The 18,369-nt window shown below is 70.8% G+C and carries 18 protein-coding genes; 8 read left to right on the top strand and 10 right to left on the bottom strand.

From position 1 onward, the window contains the following. Positions 1 to 89 precede the first annotated feature (89 nt). Together RBS12_RS00925 and RBS12_RS00920 are read left to right on the top strand one after the other, a co-directional pair. Positions 90 to 764 carry a TrkA family potassium uptake protein gene (locus RBS12_RS00925; protein WP_307964174.1) on the top strand — a complete coding sequence of 225 codons (675 nt, stop codon included), beginning with the start codon at positions 90 to 92 and terminating at the stop codon, positions 762 to 764. Further along, positions 761 to 1,483: a TrkA family potassium uptake protein gene (locus RBS12_RS00920; protein ID WP_307964173.1), complete on the top strand. Its 723-nt coding sequence runs from the start codon at positions 761 to 763 to the stop codon at positions 1,481 to 1,483. Before RBS12_RS00925 ends, RBS12_RS00920 begins: the two co-directional genes overlap by 4 nt. A 24-nt stretch (positions 1,484 to 1,507) precedes the next feature. Here the strand turns inward: RBS12_RS00920 and RBS12_RS00915 are convergent, their stop codons facing one another. The 4 genes from RBS12_RS00915 to dut all read right to left on the bottom strand — a co-directional run bounded on the left by RBS12_RS00915 (position 1,508) and on the right by dut (position 3,883). Further along, positions 1,508 to 2,260 carry a DUF3159 domain-containing protein gene (locus tag RBS12_RS00915; RefSeq protein WP_307964172.1) on the bottom strand — a complete coding sequence of 251 codons (753 nt, stop codon included), beginning with the start codon at positions 2,258 to 2,260 and terminating at the stop codon, positions 1,508 to 1,510. Positions 2,261 to 2,281: 21 nt separating this feature from the next. Then, positions 2,282 to 2,599: a hypothetical protein gene (locus RBS12_RS00910; protein ID WP_307964171.1), complete on the bottom strand. Its 318-nt coding sequence runs from the start codon at positions 2,597 to 2,599 to the stop codon at positions 2,282 to 2,284. Continuing rightward, a complete protein-coding gene (locus RBS12_RS00905; RefSeq protein ID WP_307964170.1) occupies positions 2,592 to 3,317 on the bottom strand; it encodes a DUF3710 domain-containing protein in 726 nt (241 codons plus the stop codon). Before RBS12_RS00905 ends, RBS12_RS00910 begins: the two co-directional genes overlap by 8 nt. A 65-nt stretch (positions 3,318 to 3,382) precedes the next feature. Beyond that, on the bottom strand, positions 3,383 to 3,883 hold the full coding sequence (gene dut, locus RBS12_RS00900; protein ID WP_307964500.1) for a dUTP diphosphatase: 501 nt from the start codon (positions 3,881 to 3,883) through the stop codon (positions 3,383 to 3,385). A 115-nt stretch (positions 3,884 to 3,998) separates the two neighbouring features. Here dut and RBS12_RS00895 point away from each other — a divergent pair, with 115 nt between their 5' ends. Continuing rightward, complete coding sequence (locus tag RBS12_RS00895; RefSeq protein ID WP_307964169.1) at positions 3,999 to 4,484, top strand: DUF3093 domain-containing protein; 486 nt, start codon at positions 3,999 to 4,001, stop codon at positions 4,482 to 4,484. 6 nt (positions 4,485 to 4,490) lie between these two features. Here RBS12_RS00895 and RBS12_RS00890 read toward each other — a convergent pair whose 3' ends face one another. Further along, positions 4,491 to 4,790, bottom strand: coding sequence for a DUF4193 domain-containing protein (locus RBS12_RS00890; protein WP_043122976.1), 300 nt, complete (start codon positions 4,788 to 4,790; stop codon positions 4,491 to 4,493). 245 nt (positions 4,791 to 5,035) lie between these two features. Between RBS12_RS00890 and sepH the strand changes: the two genes are divergently transcribed. Further along, positions 5,036 to 6,391, top strand: coding sequence for a septation protein SepH (gene sepH, locus RBS12_RS00885; RefSeq protein ID WP_307964168.1), 1,356 nt, complete (start codon positions 5,036 to 5,038; stop codon positions 6,389 to 6,391). A gap of 33 nt (positions 6,392 to 6,424) precedes the next feature. On the opposite strand, the gene RBS12_RS00880 is transcribed toward sepH, so the two are convergent. From RBS12_RS00880 to RBS12_RS00865, 4 genes are read right to left on the bottom strand one after another with little or no spacing between them, the layout of a single operon-like run. Further along, a complete protein-coding gene (locus RBS12_RS00880) occupies positions 6,425 to 7,090 on the bottom strand; it encodes a thymidine kinase (protein WP_307964167.1) in 666 nt (221 codons plus the stop codon). Continuing rightward, positions 7,083 to 8,222 (bottom strand): alkaline phosphatase family protein, encoded by a 1,140-nt coding sequence (locus RBS12_RS00875; RefSeq protein ID WP_307964166.1) that lies wholly within the window; start codon positions 8,220 to 8,222, stop codon positions 7,083 to 7,085. The genes RBS12_RS00880 and RBS12_RS00875 overlap by 8 nt, the downstream gene beginning before the upstream one ends. A 59-nt stretch (positions 8,223 to 8,281) precedes the next feature. Beyond that, positions 8,282 to 9,001, bottom strand: coding sequence for a DUF5998 family protein (locus tag RBS12_RS00870; protein ID WP_373886461.1), 720 nt, complete (start codon positions 8,999 to 9,001; stop codon positions 8,282 to 8,284). A 58-nt stretch (positions 9,002 to 9,059) separates the two neighbouring features. After that, positions 9,060 to 11,786: a GNAT family N-acetyltransferase gene (locus tag RBS12_RS00865; RefSeq protein WP_307964164.1), complete on the bottom strand. Its 2,727-nt coding sequence runs from the start codon at positions 11,784 to 11,786 to the stop codon at positions 9,060 to 9,062. A gap of 104 nt (positions 11,787 to 11,890) precedes the next feature. Here RBS12_RS00865 and RBS12_RS00860 point away from each other — a divergent pair, with 104 nt between their 5' ends. The 4 genes from RBS12_RS00860 to RBS12_RS00845 all read left to right on the top strand — a co-directional run bounded on the left by RBS12_RS00860 (position 11,891) and on the right by RBS12_RS00845 (position 17,442). Next, positions 11,891 to 14,362, top strand: a complete 2,472-nt coding sequence (locus RBS12_RS00860) for a DNA topoisomerase IV subunit A (RefSeq protein ID WP_307964499.1) — start codon at positions 11,891 to 11,893, stop codon at positions 14,360 to 14,362. A 112-nt stretch (positions 14,363 to 14,474) separates the two neighbouring features. Next, positions 14,475 to 15,959, top strand: a complete 1,485-nt coding sequence (locus tag RBS12_RS00855; protein WP_307964163.1) for a four-carbon acid sugar kinase family protein — start codon at positions 14,475 to 14,477, stop codon at positions 15,957 to 15,959. Between the two features lie 25 nt (positions 15,960 to 15,984). Further along, a complete protein-coding gene (locus RBS12_RS00850; protein WP_307964162.1) occupies positions 15,985 to 16,914 on the top strand; it encodes an NAD(P)-dependent oxidoreductase in 930 nt (309 codons plus the stop codon). 9 nt (positions 16,915 to 16,923) lie between these two features. Continuing rightward, a complete protein-coding gene (locus tag RBS12_RS00845; protein ID WP_307964161.1) occupies positions 16,924 to 17,442 on the top strand; it encodes a DinB family protein in 519 nt (172 codons plus the stop codon). On the opposite strand, the gene RBS12_RS00840 is transcribed toward RBS12_RS00845, so the two are convergent. Next, the gene (locus RBS12_RS00840) at positions 17,439 to 18,362 is read right to left on the bottom strand and encodes a G1 family glutamic endopeptidase (RefSeq protein ID WP_307964160.1); all 924 of its coding nucleotides are present in this window, start codon (positions 18,360 to 18,362) and stop codon (positions 17,439 to 17,441) included. The two genes, RBS12_RS00845 and RBS12_RS00840, sit on opposite strands and share 4 nt — an antisense overlap. Between the last annotated feature and the right edge of the window lie 7 nt (positions 18,363 to 18,369).

Genomic DNA, 18,369 nt, shown 5'->3' with positions numbered 1-18,369 from the left:
ACCGGCGGCCGATTCGATAGATTGGGTCTCGAGCCTCCATGCACGGAGGCGGGCCGGCTTGATGTCGGCTGAGGAAGCAAGGAGCATGCGTGGCGCATTACGTGATCATGGGGTGCGGGCGCGTCGGCGTCTCCCTCGCCCACACGCTCGAGGACTCGGGGCACTCGGTGGCCATCATCGACCAGGACGACCGGGCGTTCCGCCGCCTGCGCCGGACGTTCGGCGGCCGGAAGGTCACGGGAATCGGCTTCGACCGCGACACGATGAAGCAGGCCGGCATCGAGGGGGCCTACGCCTTCGCGGCCGTCTCGAGCGGAGACAACTCCAACATCCTCGCGACGCGCGTTGCGCGCGAGACATTCCATGTGCCCCATGTCGTCGCCCGCATCTACGACCCGGGCCGCGCCGAGATCTACCAGCGGCTCGGAATCCCGACGGTCGCCGCGGTTCGCTGGAGCGCCGATCAGGTGCTGCGCCGCATCCTCCCAGAGGCCGGGATCGCGGGCGATTTCCGCGACGCGTCGGGCCAGCTTGTGCTGACCGAGGTGGACCTCGACCCCTCGTGGCTGGGCCAGCCGGTGTCGGCGATCGAGAGCGCCGCGCGAGTCAGGGTCGCGTATCTGACCCGGTTCGGCGAGGGGATCATCCCCGGCCCGGGCACGGGCTATCAGGAGGGCGACACGGTCCACGTCATGATGCGCCTCGACGATTCGTCCGAGGTGGCCCGCATCCTCGCCGCGCCGCCCGCCAAGGAGGGCATGTGAAAGTCATCATCGCGGGAGCCGGAAGCGTGGGCTCCTCCATCGCGCGCGAACTCCTCGCCCACCGGCACGAGGTCCTCCTCATCGACCCGAAGCCCGAAGTCATCGGACGGAGCGGGCTCAGGGGCGCCAAGTGGCTCATCGGCGACGCGTGCGAGCTCTCGACGCTCAAGGAGGCCCAGGTCGACGGCGCCGACGTCGTCGTCGCCGCGACGGGCGACGACAAGGTCAACCTCGTCGTCTCCCTTCTGGCCAAGACCGAGTTCGGCGTGGGCCGCACGGTGGGTCGCGTCAACAATCCCAAGAACGACTGGATGTTCGATGGCTCGTGGGGCGTCGACGTCGCGGTCAACACGCCGCGCCTCATGACCGCGCTAGTCGAGGAGGCGGTCGAGATCGGCGACGTCGTGCGGCTCCTGACGCTCCAGACCGGCGTCGCGTCACTCGTCGAGTTCACGGTGCCGCACGGCTCCGACCTCATCGGCCGGACCGTCGGCCAGATCGACTGGCCCACGGACGCGACCCTTGTCGCGATCCTGCGGGATCAGGCACCTCTCGCGCCGAGCAGCGACGACGTCATCGACCACCGCGACGAGCTCTTCTTCGTCTCGACGATCGCTGCCGAGGACGAGCTCCGCGTGCTCCTCTCGCCCGGCGCCGGCGATGCGGAATCCGACGAGCTCGTGTCCGACGAGACCGAGGACGACGGCTTCGACGGCTGACGCGACCGCGTCGGCGGTCGACCCTTAGGGGCGCGCGTCGCCCTCCGCGGCGCGGGCGGCGTCCTCCGGCGCGCTCGCGATCACGCGAGTCACAAGCCAGGCAAGCCAGAGGCCGAGCGCGTAGAGGGGCACCCCGAGGATGAGCCGCATCGCGCCGAGGGCGACGAGCCCGGCGTCGCCCATGAGGTAGAGCGGAACTTCGACGACGAGCCGCAGCGCGAGCACGGCAACCATGATCCACGTGCCGATCCGGTACTGCCGGGCTCTGACGGCGTCCCCACGCCAGTGGAGGCCCTCGTTGCGCAGGAAGCCGAACAGGACACCGATGAGCGGCCAGCGGACCGCGATCGAGATGGCGAGCACGAGGATGTAGGCCGCGTTCGTGACGAACCCCGACACGTAGAAGTTCTCGGCCTTGCCGGTGAAGAGCGCGAGAGCCGCGGACACGCCGATGCCGACGATGCCCGCGAACGCCTGGGTCGGCGTCGATCGCCCTGCGAGGCGGGCGACGACGAAGACGGCGGCGACAGCCACCGAAAGAACGGCGGAGAGCACGAGGTCCTTGAGAGCCGTGAACGCGACGAGGAAGACGAGCCCCGGGAGCACGCTTTCGACGACGCCGCGGATGCCGCCCGCGCTGCGGAGCACGTCGATGCGACCGTCCTCGTGACGATGCAGTCCGGCCTTCGCGGCATATGCGCTCGCGATCTCCCGGGCGAAGCCCGAGCGCCCGGCCTCCCGGTCCTCGTGTTCCTTGTGCTCTCCGGCGGGGCCCATGGCTGCCTCTCCTAGTCCTTCTTAGTCTTCCTTCGCGAGGATCTCGTAGCGGGGGTTGTAGATGGTCGGCTCGCCCCGGTGCGTCGAGAGCATGCCCGAGAACCGCAGGGGCGTGCCGGCACTGACCCCGCGAAGACGCCGACGGCCGAGCCAGATGAGGCGGACGGCGGGGCCGCGACCCGGATGCGGCGCGCTCCTCGATTCGATGAGGGCGCTGAAGCTGGGAGCCTCCGACGGTGGCACGAACGTCACCGAGCGGATGACGCCCTCCCCCGCGACTCGGCCCCGATCCGGGAGCCGGGAGAAATCCGACGGGATCGCGGTCGGACCGTCAGCCAAGATGCGTGATCTCCGGGCCGCGTTCCGGCGCGCTCGGAGCTTGATCCGGCGACGCGTCCGACGCCTCGCCCTCGGCCTGCGCCTGATCGACCGGGAGCCGCAGGGGCAGGAGCTCGCTGGGCGGGAGCGGCGACTCGCCGCGGTCGACGACGACCGATCGGAAGAGCTCCTCGAGTTCCGCCGCCGCTCCGCGATCCGTCGTGGCGTTGCCCGAGATCACGCCGCGGAGGAACCACCGCGGGCCGTCGACCCCCATGAAGTGTGCGACGCGGTGGCCGCGGCGGCCGTCTGCCATCGACGTCGGGAGCTTCGCGATGAGCTCGGCGCCGAAGCTTCCCTCGACCTCCTCGACCGTGCCGCCCTGGCTCTCGACCGACTGCGCGATCTGCGCCCGGATCTCACCCCACAGTCCCTCAGAGCGCGGAGCCGCAAAGGCCTGGACCTGAAGGCTCGAGCCGTTGAGGTCCATCGTGACGGCGACGACGCGGCGCGTCGCCTCCTCGACCTCGAGACGGATCTGGAGGCCCTCGATGGGCCGGATGAGGATGGCACCGAGATCGACGTAGCCGACGGCGGTGTCCTTCTCGCTCGCGTCGAAGGGGCCCTTGTCAGGCCGGCCATAGCCGCTCTTGTCTGGCTCGGGGCGCCGCCGAGGGGCGCCGAGGACCGTGGGGTCCTCGGCCGTCAGCTTGGCGTTCTTGCCACGTCCGAACAGCACGTCTACAACTCCTTCAGTCAGCCGTCCTGGCGCTCCCGCAGGGCGGGGCCCGGTCCGTGCAGGCGCTATTGCGCCGAGAATCCCCCGGTGGAGCCGAAGCCGCCGGTCCCCCGCGCCGACTCCGAGAGCTCGGCGACAGGGACGAAGCGCGCGTACTCGACGCGCTGGATCACCATCTGTGCAATTCTATCGCCGCGCTGGAGGCTGAGTGTCTCGCGGACATCCGTGTTCAGGAGCGTCACCGCGATTTCGCCGCGGTAGCCGGCGTCGACGGTGCCCGGCGCGTTGACCACGGTGAGGCCGTGCTTCGTCGCGAGGCCGGACCGCGGGTGGATGAGGGCGACGTAGCCGAACGGCAGCGCGATGCTCACCCCGGTCGGGACGAGGCGGCGCTCCCCCGGAGCGAGGGTGAAGTCGATGCGCGAGCGCAGGTCGGCGCCCGCGTCGCCGGGGTGAGCGTACGACGGCGCCGGCAGGCCGTCGTCGAGCATCACCACCTCGACGTCGAGGGTCGGCCGCCACGCGTCGTGGGCCGCCGAACGGGCGATCTCGGCCGGGTCAGCCATGGCGTCGGGCTGGTCGTCAGTCGTCTGGGCTGCGGTCACCCATCCACTGTATCGGCTGGCGCGGGCCTGTCCGCCCGCTTTGGCGCTTGCGAGCGCGTAATGGAAAGCTGGAACCATGTCTGATTCGTCCTCCGCCGCACCCCTGCCCCGAGAATCCGCGGGAGCCGTCTTCAGTGAGAAGCTCTGGCCCGCGTGGTGGGTGTGGGTGGTCGTCTTCGGCATCGCGTGCGCGTGCGTCCTCGTGCTCGCGCCGATCAGCGTTGCTGCGGGCTTCACGGGCGCCGCCATCGTCTTCGTCGTGCTGTGCGGGATCCTCGTCGCGACGACGCCCGCCGTCGTCGTGACCCCGCAGGAGTTCCGCGCGGGCCGCGCCGTCCTGCCCCGCGAGTTCGTCGCCTCGGCCGAGGGATTCATGGGCGACGAAGCCACCGCCGAGCGCGGCACACGGCTCGACGGCAGGGCCTACCTGTGCCTGCGCGGATGGATCTCGCCCGTCGTCCGCGTCCAGCTCGACGATCCGGACGACCCCACGCCGTACTGGCTCGTCTCAACGCGACGGCCAGCGCAGCTCGTCGCTGCACTGGCCGTCACGCAAGGCTGACGCGCGTCAGCCCTCGCATTCCTTGCAGTAGTACAGGCCGTTCTTCTCACGGGCGATCTGCGACCTGTGGCGCACGAGGAAGCACGATGCGCACGTGAATTCGTCCGCCTGCGCGGGCAGGACTCGCACGAGCAGCTCCTCGCCGGACAGATCCGCGCCGGGCAGCTCATAGCTGTCTGCGGCCTCGGCCTCGTCCTCGTCCACCGAGGCGGACTGCTTGTCCGTGCGCCGCGTCTTCAGCTCTTCGATCGAATCCTCGTTGAGCTCTTCCTCGTTCTTGCGCGGCGCATCGTAATCGGTCGCCATAGTTCTTCGTTCACGCTCCGGTTATCGCTTCGTCACGTGGTCACTCCACGTAGTCCACTCTCTAACGCACTCGGCCCCCATTTTGTGCCCAGTGACGGGGAGATTGTTCCCGATCGGCGCCGGTTTCGCCACTCGGGAACAGAAATTGACCGTGCCGATGTCGCGGCACACCGAGCGATTGCCCGGAAATCCGAGGAAGAGGATGGCAAAGTTCTGTCGAGGACTAGGCAACGCTGGAGGCGTCGATGCGGGATCAGCCGCAGGATCATCTGCAGGAACTTCGCCTCGTCGGAGTGCACGACGACGGCCAGCACCTTCTGCTGACCGCCGGCTCGGGCGGGACATTCCGCCTGCCCCTCGACGAGGCGCTCCGGCGCGCTATCGCACGCCCGGCTCCCCAGCGGCCGGCGCCGTCCGGCGCCGCGAACATGTCCCCCCGCCAGATCCAAGCCGAGATCCGTGCCGGCGCCTCAGCGGAGAGCATCGCCGAAGCCTCCGGGATACCGCTCGCGAGGGTCCAGCGGTATGAGACGCCGGTCCTCGCCGAGCGGGAGCACATGGTGCGCCTCGCCCAGGCCGCGGAAGTCGGGCCTCCGCCGCCCGCACAGTCCGCCTTTGCCGCCGAATTCGGGGAGGGTCCCGCGCATCTTGGCGACATGGTCGCTCATCGGCTCGCCGTCCACGGCGTGGACGCGTCCACGGTCGAGTGGGACTCGTGGCGTCGACGGGACGGCCTGTGGACCGTCGTCGCACGATTCGAGCTCTCCGAAGGAGCCCCGTCGTCAATCGGCGAGGAGCCCCCCGCAACCTGGACCTTCAATCCCGTGCGCCGGACCGTCGCGAACGCGAACCGCTGGGCGCAGCAGCTGAGCGAGCTCGAGCCCTTGGACGGCCCGACGTCGCCGCGGCGCCTCTCCGTCGTCGACCGTCCCTTCGATGTCGAAGCCGAGCCGGCCCAGCAGGATGCGCACGACGCAGAAACCGATCTCCTCGACATGCTCCGGGCCCGTCGGGGCCAGCGCCTCGGGGTCGACGAAAACGCGGACGACGCCCTCGCGCTCCTGCTCACGCAGGGCATTCCGGCCGCGCATCCCCGACCGGCCGAGGGCCAGTCCGAGCGCGAAGGACGCGACGGCGAGCCGCGCCCGCGCCGGCTCGAGCCCGTCCGCGACAGCATCACCCCGATCTTCCCGCGTCTGCCCCGCGAGGACGAGGCGAGCCGTTCGTCCGAGGACGGACATCTGCGCTTGGCCCCGGGCATCTTGACGGCGACCCGGGAAGTCACCATCCTGCCCGCCGCCCCGACCCTGCGTCCGGAGCGGAGCGACACCGAGCAGGACGCGCCGTCCGAGCCGGAAGACTCGACCGACGCCGCGGCGGAACCGCCTGCATCGGGAGGGGACTCCGAACCCGCGGACGGCGACCACGAGGCACCCGCACCCGCGAGCGCCCCGGCTACGGCGGAGACGTCGGAATCGGGCGGAGCCGAATCCTCTGCGACCGACGAACCCGCCGCAGAGCCGCAACGGCGTTCGTCGCGGCCCAAGCGCTCGTCGATCCCCAGCTGGGACGAAATCGTCTTCGGCACGAAGGGCGACTAGCGCCGTCCGCATCGGCCATCGTCGACGCGCGGGTCAGTCGCCGAACGGCAAGAGCTGCTCTTCCTCGCGGAGGACGTTGGCAGTCGCAGCCGTCCGGCCTTCGCGATGGTGCCGGCGGCACAGCGTCTCGTAGCCGACCTCCTCCCCCACCTTCCCCTCGTCCTGTGCGGCGTTCACGTCCGCGATGACCACCTGGTCCCCCTCGAGGACCATGCGGCCGCCCACGGTGCGCGCGTTGTGGGTCGCCCGGCGCCCGCACCAGCACAGCGTCTCGACCTGGAGCACCTCGATGCGGTCGGCGAGCTCGACGAGGCGCCGCGATCCCGGGAAGAGCTCGGTGCGGAAGTCCGTGAGGATCCCGAACGCGTACACGTCCGCCTCAAGCTCGTCCACGACCCGCGCGAGCTCGTCGACCTGGGCGGGTTCGTAGAACTGGGCCTCGTCGCACACGAGATAGTCGACCTCGTGGCCGGATGTGCGCAGCCGCACGACCTCGTCCCAGAAGCTCAGCCCGCCCGTGACTTCGGTCGCGCCGACCCGCAGCCCGAGCCGGCTCGTGATCACGGCCTCCCCCGCCCGGTCGTGCTTCGTGAAGAGGACTCCGCGGCGCCCGCCCGCTCGGTGGTTGTAGTCCATCTGGAGCGCAAGGGTCGATTTCCCGCTGTCCATTGTTCCCGTGAAGAAGACGAGCTCAGCCACGCCGCCTCCGCTTCGCCTTCGTCGGGCCACCGGCCCGGAAGACGACGAGCGGGACGAGGCGCTCCGCCTTCGTGAGCGAGCCGTGCTGGCCCACCATCGAGAACGCGGTGGGGCGGACGCGGCGGCCGTCGTACAGGGCGATTTCGCCGTGGACGGCGACCAGGATGTCGCCGATGCGCGGCAGGACCTCCTCGCGCACGTCGCCGAAGAAGCCCGCCTCGACGGCCTCCTTCCGCGTCATGACCCAGGCCTGGCTGCCGAAGCGCTCGCGCCAGCGGTCGATCACGCGCTGCACCGCGCCGTCGCGCGCGGGATCCTCGACGTGCAGATGGACCATGCGGGGCTCGCCCGCGGTATGCCGCACCCCTTCGATGAGGTCGGCTTCCGCCCCGAAGTCGATGCGCCGGTGCTCGGGAATATCCACCATGCCGTGATCGCCCGTGACGAGGACCAGCGTCCCGCCGGGAAGCTGGGCGTCGAGGCGTCGGACGCACGAGTCGACTTCCTCGAGGGCCTCCTCCCAGGCCCTCGACCCACAGCCCGAGAGATGGCCTGCCTTGTCGAGATCGTTGAGGTAGAAGTAGAGGAGCATGCGCGGTGTCGCGGCCATCGTCTGGGCCGCGGCCGTCGAGCGTGCATGGAGAGTTTCGGCCCCGATGAACCGGCTGCCCCGCAGAGCCGCGCGTGTCATCGCCGAGCGCTCGAACTGCGGGAGGCTCACGGTCGCGACCGGGATGGTCCCGGCCATGCGCTCGAAGATGGTGGGGAAGGGCTGCCATCGGTCCGGATCGACGTCCGGGTCCCATCCCCCGAGCTGGTTCACGACGCGGTCGAGGTGCGGCGCGAGCACGTCGTAGCCGACCATCCCGTGCTGCCCCGGCGGCAGTCCCGTTCCGAAGCTCGCGAGGGACGACGCCGTCGTGCTGGGAAATGCTGCGTCGAGCGTCGTCGGGATCCCGCCCTGGCCCTCTTGCAGCTTGGCGCGCAGAAATGGCGTGTGGGCCGCCCGCTGGGTGAGAAGCGAGCGGCCGAGTCCGTCGACCATGACGACGCAGACCCGAGAGGCCGCGGGCAGGCCGAGAGCATTGTCGAAGCCCGGGAGGCCGAGCGCGGCGGCGCAGCTCGGAAGCACTTCGGTAAGGCTGCGGCGACCATACGCGGGCGGCTCGGGCAGCGGTTGCCCGACAGCCGTCACTGGCGGCCCCCGTGGCCGCGGACGCGCCCGCCGAAGCCTGCGAGCCTGGGCCGCGGGGAATCGGCCGCGGCGCCCGCCGCGCCTCCTGCCGGACCCGACGGGCTCGCCGCGTTCGCGGCGCGCAGGAGCCGAGCGAAGTGCTTCGCGGTGCTGACCGCCTCCGGCCCGTCCGCCTCGGCGCTGATTCTCAGCACAATGTCTTCCTGCGCAATGGTCCCTGTGTACCCGTGGTCGGCGTCGCAGTTCGGGTCGCCGCACGAGGCCGGGAGCATGTCGACCCGCTGGCCGCCAGACCACGCGATCGCGAGCGTGACCTCGCGGACCGGATCCCCCGGCTGGTACGCGGCGGGCTCGGAGAACACGTAGCTCAAGACCACCGTCGCAATCTGGGCGAGCGGAACCGATTCGGTCGAGACCTGTGCCGTGGTGCTCTGCGGGTCCGCCTCGAGCGGCGCTTCGTCGACGTGGGTGATGACGAGCAGCTCGTCCGTGAGCGCGAGGACGGTCACATGGCGACGGACCTCGGCGCGCTCGAAGTGGGTCTCGAGATGCACGAGGTGGGCGAGCGTCGGCGCGCCGTCGAGGGCGTCGTCGACGACGTCGGCGACGAGCCGCGGGTAGAAGCCGGTTCGCTCGAGGTCGGCGCTCAGGGTCCTCGGCGCCGCGGTCTCCTGTCCGGGCACGCGGGGGGACGGCGTATGGCTCATGCGCACCATTGTCCCAGAACCCACGTCGAGCACGCGTTCTGCCATGGTGGGCTCGCGCGGGCCTACCCTACTGCTCGGACATCGCCCTGCGGGCGGTGTCCGTGCGGTGGGCGGCATTGCCGAGCCACACGTCGGCGTGGAGGACGGTGAGTCCCGTTTCGCTCACGACGACGGGCCTGAGCTCGAGCACCGACACTTCGGGGTGCGTGTCCTTGAGGAGGGCGACGCGACCCACGAGCCCTTCGAGGGCGGCGACGTCGAGCGCCGGCAGCCCCTCGTAGCCGAAGAGCTTCTGCGCGGCGCGCGGTGCCCTGACGAGGTCGCCCACGTCCTGCGTCGTGAGCGGCGGGACGCGGTGCGCCCAGTCGTCGAGCAGCGCGACGGCATCCCCCGCGAGCCCGAACGAGACAACCGGGCCGAGCAGCGGATCCTCGATCGCCCGGACGACACAGGCCTCGCCGAGGGGAGCCATCCGCTGGACCTCGAGCTTCGCCGCCTCGCCCGGTGCCTCGGCGAGCGGTCCGTACGCGGCGAGCGACTCCTCCATGACGCCCACGGCCGAACGCAGCGATGCCTCGTCGCGGATGTCCAGCCGCACGGTCCCGAGATCGAGGCGATGGCGGAGGCTCGCCGCGGTGGACTTGACAGCGACCGGCCAGCCGAGCTCGTCGGCCGCCGCGACAGCCTCTTCCGCGCTCACGACGGGACGGGACGGGAGGACCGAGATGCCGTAGCACGCGAGGAGGGCCGCCGAAAGGTCCGGCTCGAGCCGGACGAGGTCAGTGCCCGCGGCTCCGGCCTGGGCGAGCACCCGCGCGATGAGCGCGTCCGCCGCGGCGGCGTCGTGCTCGGCCTCGAACTGGGTCCCCTCTTCCCGCGCGAGCCATTCGCTGTAGCGCACGACGGCGCCGAGGGCCGCGACCGCGTCGCCGGCACTCGTGAAGGCGGGAATCCGTGCAGGAGTCAGCTCCGCGCCGGAGTCATCGGGGATCATGCCCTCGGCGTCCTCGGGGTGGCCGAGGATGCCCGTGAACGCCGCGACGACGGGCTTCGACCGGGACGCGGCGCACTCCGCGAGGGCCTCGGCCACGGCGTGCGGCCGGACGCCCGCCGTGGGCACGAGGGCGACGACGACGGCGTCCACCTCTCCGCTGTCCATGATCTCGAGCACCCGCGCCGTGAACTCGGGAAGCGCGGTCGAGGGGCCCGAGAGGTCGACGTCCCACGCGTTGAGCCGTACGACAAGCCCACGCGACTCCGAGGTGTCCGCGACGACGCGGCCGAGCGAGACGGCGTTCGCGACCACGGCAACCCGGGGACCCGCTGGCAACGGGCCCTGGAGCACCTGGGCCACGTCGACGAGCTCCTCGAGCGTCGAGACGCGGATGACCCCGGCCTGCCGCAGCATCGCATCGAGGGCCCCCGGCGGGGCCTCGGAGGCCCGCACGGCGTGCCCGGGGGGCAGCCGGACCCCGAGCACGTCGCTCTTCGCGACGACGACGGGCTTGGTCCGGGCGAGGCGCCTCGCGATGCGCGAGAACTTGCGCGGGTTGCCGAAGGATTCGAGGTACAGGGCGACGGCGCTCGTCGCGGCGTCGTCCTCCCAGAACTGCATGACGTCGTTGCCCGAGACGTCCGCGCGGTTTCCCGCAGAGACGATGGTCGAGAAGCCGAGCCTGCGGCGCGCGGCCGCCGCATAGAGCGCGATGCCGATCGCGGCGGACTGGCTGAACAGGCCGAGCGTGCCACGGCGCGGCATGTCGGGGGCGAGGGACGCGTTGAGCCGCACGTCCGGGTCCGTGTTGACGATGCCGAGCGAGCCCGGACCGACGACGCGCATGCCGCGCGCGCGGGCGTCCCGCACGAGCTCGCGCTGGCGTGCGAGGCCGCGTTCGCCGTCCTCCGCGTGGCCCGCGGAGGCGACGACGACTCCCCTGACCCCCGCGGCGGCGCATTCCGCGACGACCTCGGCGACGTCGTCGTACGGCACCGCGACGAGGGCGACGTCGACCGGCCCGGGGACGTCCCGAATGCCCGCGTAGGTGAGCATCCCCCCGAGCTCGAGGGCCTCCCGGTTGACCGCGGCAACCCCGCCCGGGAAGCCGCCCTCGACGATATGGGCGAGGAGCTGCTGACCGATCGAGCCCCAGCGCCGGCTCGCGCCGACGATCGCGACCGACCTGGGAGCGAGGAGGCCCCGCACCGAGAGGGCCTCGGCACGATGCTCGCGCGATTCCATGACGGCACGGGACTTCTCGGTCGGGTCGATCTCGAACGCGACCATGACGACGCCGTCGTCGAAATGCCGCTCGACCGCATAGCCAGCCTCGGCGAAGACGGTGAGCATCTTGCGGTTCTCGGGCAGGACCTCCGCGGTGAAGCGGCGGATTCCGCGCTCGCGGGCCGCGGCCGCTAGGTGCTCGAGGAGAATCGAGCCGAGTCCGCGCCCCTGGTGGCGGTCGGAGATGTTGAACGCGACCTCGGCCTCGGCGGGATCGTCGAGCCGGTCGTAGCGGCCCACGCCGAGGATCTCGTCCCCGATGGTGATGACGAGGGCCACGCGATCGCGGTAGTCCACTTCCGTGAAGCGCTTGAGCTCGGCGTCGGTGAGACGCGCCTTGTAGCTGAAGAAGCGCAGGTAGACCGAGTTCTCCGACTGGCCGAGGTGGAATGCCTGAAGCGCCTCGGCATCGCTCGGGCGAATAGGCCTCAAATGGGCCGTCCCGCCGTCCCGGAGCACGACATCGGCTTCCCAGTGCTGGGGATATGCGCTGACAGAGCCCTGATCCGCCATAGGCTTAGCCTAGTTCAGGCCCCGTTCTCCCCCTCGTCATCTCAACTGTAAGGATTCAGCAAGCGTTGGCACGTCGATCGTCCCCGTCCGGGAAGTCCTCCGAAATGCTGCCCCTGGGCGACGCCCCGGCCGAGAACATCACGGACATCGATGTCGCGTCCGAGATGGAGACGTCGTTCCTCGAATACGCGTATTCCGTGATCTATTCGCGCGCCCTTCCGGACGCGCGCGACGGGCTCAAGCCCGTGCAGCGGCGCATCCTCTACATGATGAGCGACATGGGCCTGCGGCCCGACCGCGCGCACGTCAAGAGCGCCCGCGTCGTCGGCGAGGTCATGGGCAAGCTCCACCCGCACGGCGACGCCGCGATCTACGACGCGATGGTGCGTATGGCGCAGGACTTCTCGCTGCGCCTGCCCCTCATCGACGGGCACGGGAACTTCGGCTCGCTCGACGACGGTCCCGCCGCGCCCCGCTACACCGAGGCCCGCATGGCCGCCGCCGCGCTCGCGCTCACGGATGATCTCGACGAGGATGTCGTCGACTTCGTCCCGAATTACGACGGCCAGCTCATGCAGCCCGAGGTCCTCCCGGCCGCGTTCCCGAGCCTGCTTGTCAACGGAGCGACGGGCATCGCCGTCGGCATGGCCACTAACATGGCGCCCCACAATCTCGTCGAGGTCGTCGCGGCCGCGCAGCTTGTGATCGCGAACGCCGACGCGACCCTCGACGACGTCATGCAGCTCGTGCCGGGACCGGACCTTCCCTCGGGCGGGCGCATCGTGGGCCTCGAGGGCATCCGGGACGCGTACCGCACGGGACGCGGCTCGTTCCGCACGCGCGCGACCGTCGCGATCGAACAGCTCTCGGCGCGCCGCACGGGACTCGTCGTGACCGAGCTCCCGTACACGATCGGGCCCGAGAAGGTCATCGAGAAGATCAAGGACGCGGTCAACTCGAAAAAGCTCCAGGGCATCAGCGACGTCGTCGACCTCACGGACCGCAACCACGGGCTGCGCCTCGTGATCGAGCTCAAGAACGGGTTCAATCCGCACGCCGTCCTCGAGCAGCTCTACCGCTACACGCCCCTCGAGGACTCGTTCGGCATCAACAACGTGGCGCTCGTCGACGGGCAGCCCCAGACGCTCGGCCTCCTCGGGCTCCTGCGCGTCTACGCGGGCCACCGTCTCATGGTCGTGCGCCGGCGCACAGCGTTCCGGCTGGGCAAGCGCAAGGACCGCCTCCACCTGGTCGAGGGCCTCCTCGTGGCGATCATGGACATCGACGAGGTGATCCAGATCATCCGGACCTCGGACGAGGCCGCCGTCGCGCGCGAACGGCTCATGGCCGTGTACGACCTCTCCGAGATCCAGGCCAACTACATCCTCGAGCTGCGCCTCCGCCAGCTCACGAAGTACTCGCGCATCGAGCTCGAGAAGGAGCAGGACGAGCTGCGCCGCGAGATCGAGGCGCTCGAGGCGATCCTCGGCTCGGACCTGCTCCTGCGCGAGCTCGTGTCGGGGGAGCTCGGCGACGTCGCGGCGAAGTACGGCACGCCGCGCCGCACGGTGCTGCTCGAGTCCGAGGCACGGCCGGCGTCCGCGCTCGCCGCTTCGGGCGACGGCGACGCCAAGAAGGCCCCGGGCAAGGCGCCCGCCCTCGCGCTCGAGATCGCCGACGAACCATGCTGGGCGGTCCTTTCGGCGTCGGGGGTCATGGCCCGCACCGCGACCGCCGAGCCGCTCGCCGAGGGCGGCCCGCGCGTCAAGCACGACGTCTTCCGCTCAGTCGTGCGGACGACGGCGCGCGGCGAGCTGGGTGCCGTGACGTCGGCAGGGCGCATGGTGCGGCTTCAGGCCGTCGACCTCCCGGTCCTCGCCCCGGCCGCGGGACTCCCGAACCTTGCGGGCGGCGTGCCCGCGAAGGACTTCGTGACGCTCGAGAAGGGCGAGGCGCTGGTCGCGCTCGTCCCGCTCGACACGGTGCTTGCGCTCGGGACGGAGCAGGGCATCGTCAAGCGTGTCACGCCCGAATACCCGCTCAACCGCGAGGACTGGGAGGGGATCACGCTCAAGGCAGGCGACCGTGTCATCGGTGCCGCGCCGGCGGCCGACGACGATTCGCTCGCCTTCATCACGGAGCAGGCCCAGCTCCTCCACTATCCCGCGTCAAGCGTGCGGCCCCAGGGCCGGGTCGCTGGCGGCATGGCCGGCATCAAGCTCGCGGAGGGGGACAAGGTGCTGTACTTCGGCGTCGTGGCGCCGGGCGACGAGGCCGCCGTCGTCGTCACGATCGCGGGGAGCCGCGGCGCGCTCCCGGGTACCGCGCCGGGAACAGCGAAGGTGACGCCGTTCGCCGAGTACCCCGCAAAGGGGCGCGCGACGGGCGGCGTGCGCTCGCACCGCTATCTCAAGGGCGAGGATGTTCTCCTCGTGGCCTGGGCGGGCCACGGGCCCGCGAAGGCCTCCTCGACGGCGGGCGTCGCGCGCTCGCTCCCCAGCGAGCATGGTCGGCGCGACGGCTCGGGCGTCCCGCTCTCGCAGGGCGTCGAAGAGGTCGGCCCGAGCTTCGGCTGATCGGTTTCGGACCGTTTGCGGTCCGATCGAGGATGTGCCACCCTTGAGGTAGATGTCAGACATCTTACAAATGATGTCTGTGGCCGAACGCCCAGCACAAGGAAGTGTCACTTTGCTCCTCGAAGCCGATGCGCTTGCCCCGTATCCCGCCGAATCGCTGATACCCGCCGCGGCAGTCGCCTCCGCCGTCGCCCGCTCGGGCCGCGTCCTCGTCGTGCTCGACGACGATCCGACCGGAACCCAGTCCGTCGCGGATCTGCCCGTGCTCACGAGCTGGGAGGTCGACGACTTCCGGTGGGCATTCGGCGTCGAGCTCTCGGGGTCGCGCGCGTCCGCCGTCTATGTCCTCACCAACACCCGCAGTCTCGACCCGGACGAGGCCGCGCGCCGAAACCGCGAAGTGGTGGGCGCCGCCCTCGAGGCTGCGGCCGAGAGCGGCACCGAGATCGCCTTCGTGAGCCGCAGCGACTCGACGCTCCGGGGCCACTTCCCGCTCGAGACCGACGTGATCTCGGAGGCCCTCGCCGAGCACGGTACGGCCGACGGCGGCCGCGGCGCCGTCGACGGGATCGTCATCGTCCCCGCATTCCCCGACGCGGGACGCGTCACGATCGGCGGGGAGCACTACATGCGGACGAGCGGCCCAGACGGCGCTGCCGCGCTGACCCGCGTGAGCGAGACCGAGTTCGCCCGGGACGCGAGCTTCGGCTTCTCCACGTCGTACCTTCCCGCGTACGTCGAGGAGAAGTCGGCCGGGCGGCTCGCCTCCTCCGACGTCATCGTCCTCGACCTCGGCACGATCCGCGCGGGCGCCGAGGCCATCGCCGACGCGATCGCGCCCGCCGAATCGTCGACGCCCATCGTCGCGGACATCGTGGCCGAGTCCGACTTCCGCGCCCTGGCCCTCGGGCTCGAGGCCGCCGAAGGCCGCGGGAAGAAGCTCCTCTACCGCGTGGGTCCACCGTTTGTGCGAGGCCGGATCGGCCAGGAAGAACGAAAGCCCCTCACCGCGGACGAGATCTTCCACGGCCAAGACCGCGCCCTCGGGGGCGCTGCCGCGGGCGGGCTCATCGTCGTCGGCTCGCATGTCGGACAGACGACCCGCCAGCTCGCGCGGCTCACGGAACAGCATTCGTCATCCCGCATCGTCGAGCTCGACGTCGAGCACCTCCTCGACCCGCCGCGGGCCGAGGCCTACCTCGACGCACGCGTCGCGGTCGTCATTGAGGCCCTCGCTGCGGGCGACGTCATCGTCCACACGAGCCGCACACTCGTGCGCTCGGACGACCCGGCCGAGAGCCTGCGGATCGCTCGCACGGTGAGCGCCGCCGTCGTACGCCTCGTCAACCGCGTGCTCACGACGACGCCGCCGCGCTTCGTCATCGCCAAGGGCGGCATCACGTCCTCGGATGTCGCTGCACACGGGCTCGAGATCCGCCGCGCGATCGTCCGGGGACCCATGCTCCCGGGAATCGTCTCGCTCTGGGAGCCTGTCGACGGCCCTGCGCGTGGAATCCCCTACGTCGTGTTCGCGGGCAACGTGGGCGACGACGAATCGCTCGCGGACGTGACCCGCACGCTCAGCCGCACGTTCTGATCCCCGCCCGCCCCCAGGAGACACCATGTCCGAGAATTTCATCGCGTCCGCCCGAACGTCCGTCGTCGCAGTCCTCGGGCTAGGGGCCATGGGCCTGCCCATGGCCGCACGCCTTGCAAGCCAGCTCACGGTGCACGGCTTCGACATCGCCCAAGCGCGCCTCGACCTCGCGGCCGAGGCGGGCGTCGCGACTTTTACGTCGGGTCGTGCCGCCGCGGAAGGGGCCGACGCCCTGGTCCTCGCCGTCCGCACCGGCGAGCAGCTCGATGATGTCCTGTTCGGCGCGGAGGGCGTCGCGAGCTCGCTCAGGCGAGGCTCCGTCGTCATCCTCACGAGCACTGTCGGCATCGAGGCCGTGCGGGCGGCGGCTGAGGGCCTGGCCGCGCTCGGCGTCGGCCTCGTCGACGCGCCGCTCTCGGGCGGCCCCGTCCGCGCCGGCGAGGGCGATCTGCTCATCGTCGTCGGAGCGGCGCCCGAGGACCTCGAGAAGGCACGACCCGTGCTCGAACTCCTCGCGTCGACGCTCACGGTCGTAGGGAATCGGCCCGGCGACGGCCAGGCGCTCAAGACGGTCAACCAGCTCCTGTGCGGGGTGCACATCGCGGCCGCAGCCGAGGCCCTCGCCCTCGCGGATGCCCTCGGCCTCGACCAGGCGACGACGCTCGAAGCGCTCAACGCGGGGGCCGCGGGATCATTCATGCTCGCGAATCGCGGCCCCCGCATGCTCGAGGCCTACGCCGGCGCCGGCGCGGAGGTCCTGAGTCGCCTCGACATCTTCGTGAAGGACATGGGGATCGTGGGCAAGGCGGCCCGGGCCGCGGGTCTCGCGTCGCCGGTCGCGGCAGCGGCCGAGCAGCTCTACCTCCTCGGGCAGGCGCAGGGCCTCGCTGCGCATGACGATTCCGCTGTCATCAAGGTCATCGCGCCGGAGAAGCGCACCGCAGCCGGCCAGTAGACTGCGGGCATGGCGATCACCCCTGACACCAAGGACTGGACTTGGGTCCTCACCGAGCGGTGCCCCGAATGCGGCTTCGAGGCGACCGGCCTCACACCCCGTGACGTCGCCCGGCGGGTGGACTCCACCCTGCCTCGCTGGGACGCGGCGCTCCGCCATGCGGAGGTCCGCAAGCGCCCCGACGAGCAGACCTGGTCGCCACTCGAATACGGCTGCCACGTGCGGGACGTCTTCGAACTCTTCCGGCACCGGCTCGAGCTCATGCTCGCCGAGGACGGCGCGAGGTTCGCGAACTGGGATCAGGACGCGACGGCGCTCGAGAAGGCCTACGCGGACTCGGACCCGGAAGCGGTGCGGGCTGAGCTGGCGGAACGGGGCGCGTCCGCGCGCGACGCGTTCGCCGCGGTGCCCGAGGAGTCCTACGGGCGCCGAGGGCTGCGGAGCAACGGCTCGGAGTTCACGGTCGTGACCCTCGCCCAGTACTTCCTCCACGACGTCGAGCATCATCTGCACGACGTCCGGGGCTAGTTGTAGGAAAGCCAGTAGTCAGTGAATCCTGCCCCTGCGGGCGTGAACGCGCCGGGATACGCGAGGGCATTCCCTGATGAATTGAGCATGACCGTCGCTTCGCCGCCCGCCGAGGCCGCGTAGTACGTCCCTCCCGCGCCGTAATACGCATTGCTGAGGGAGACGGTGCCGAAGCCTGCGAGGTCCGCGACTGCGCCGCTGCCCAGAGTGGGCCGCTCGACGACCCATTCGGCGCTGTTCCCGGGCGCCGCGACGCCGGTCTGCTGCGCCGTGACGCACGACTGCTGCGTGTAGTCGCACAGCGTGAAGTAGGCCGTCCCGTTGTTCCATGACACGGCGGCCGCAACGTCGTCGCCCACGGCGGGGACGAGGTTCGAGATCCTGAGCTCGTACGGGTCGTTCGGAACGACCTCGATCCAGAAGAACGTCGACTGGCTGCCTCCTGTCACGTCCTGTTCCGTTCCCGCTTGGATGAGCGTTCCGGACGTTCCGCCGGCCCCGCCGATCCCGGGCCAGATGGACGAGTAGGCGGGCCCGCTCCCCGTCGAGGTCACGGCCGGCACGCCCCATTCGGCCTGCGCGTAGGTCGGTGCGGTCGCGGCGGCGATATATCCGGACCAGTTGAGCGAATATTTGGTCGCGGAGGGCGCAGCCGCCCGTTCGTGCCGCGACCTCATGGCCGTGCACTGGAGCGCGGAGCGCCACGTCGCATGGTGGGCCGCCGCCTTCGCGAAGAGCGCGGCGCCCTTCGGCATGCCCGCGTCGGAGGCGGCCATCGCCCCGTCTGGGGACGTCGGCGTGAGCACAGAAACATGGGGCCCGCAGCTCGGGGCCCGGTGGGCGACGGCGGTGGGATGCGCGTCTGCGGCGGCGCCGCTGGCCGCGATGAGCACGAACGAAATGAGGCTTACGACGGTCACGAGAATT

Source organism: Sinomonas sp. ASV322 (genome assembly GCF_030908245.1).
GTDB lineage: Bacteria > Actinomycetota > Actinomycetes > Actinomycetales > Micrococcaceae > Sinomonas.
The sequence above is the reverse complement of the archived record's forward strand: the minus strand, read 5'-3'. Positions and strand labels throughout refer to the sequence as shown.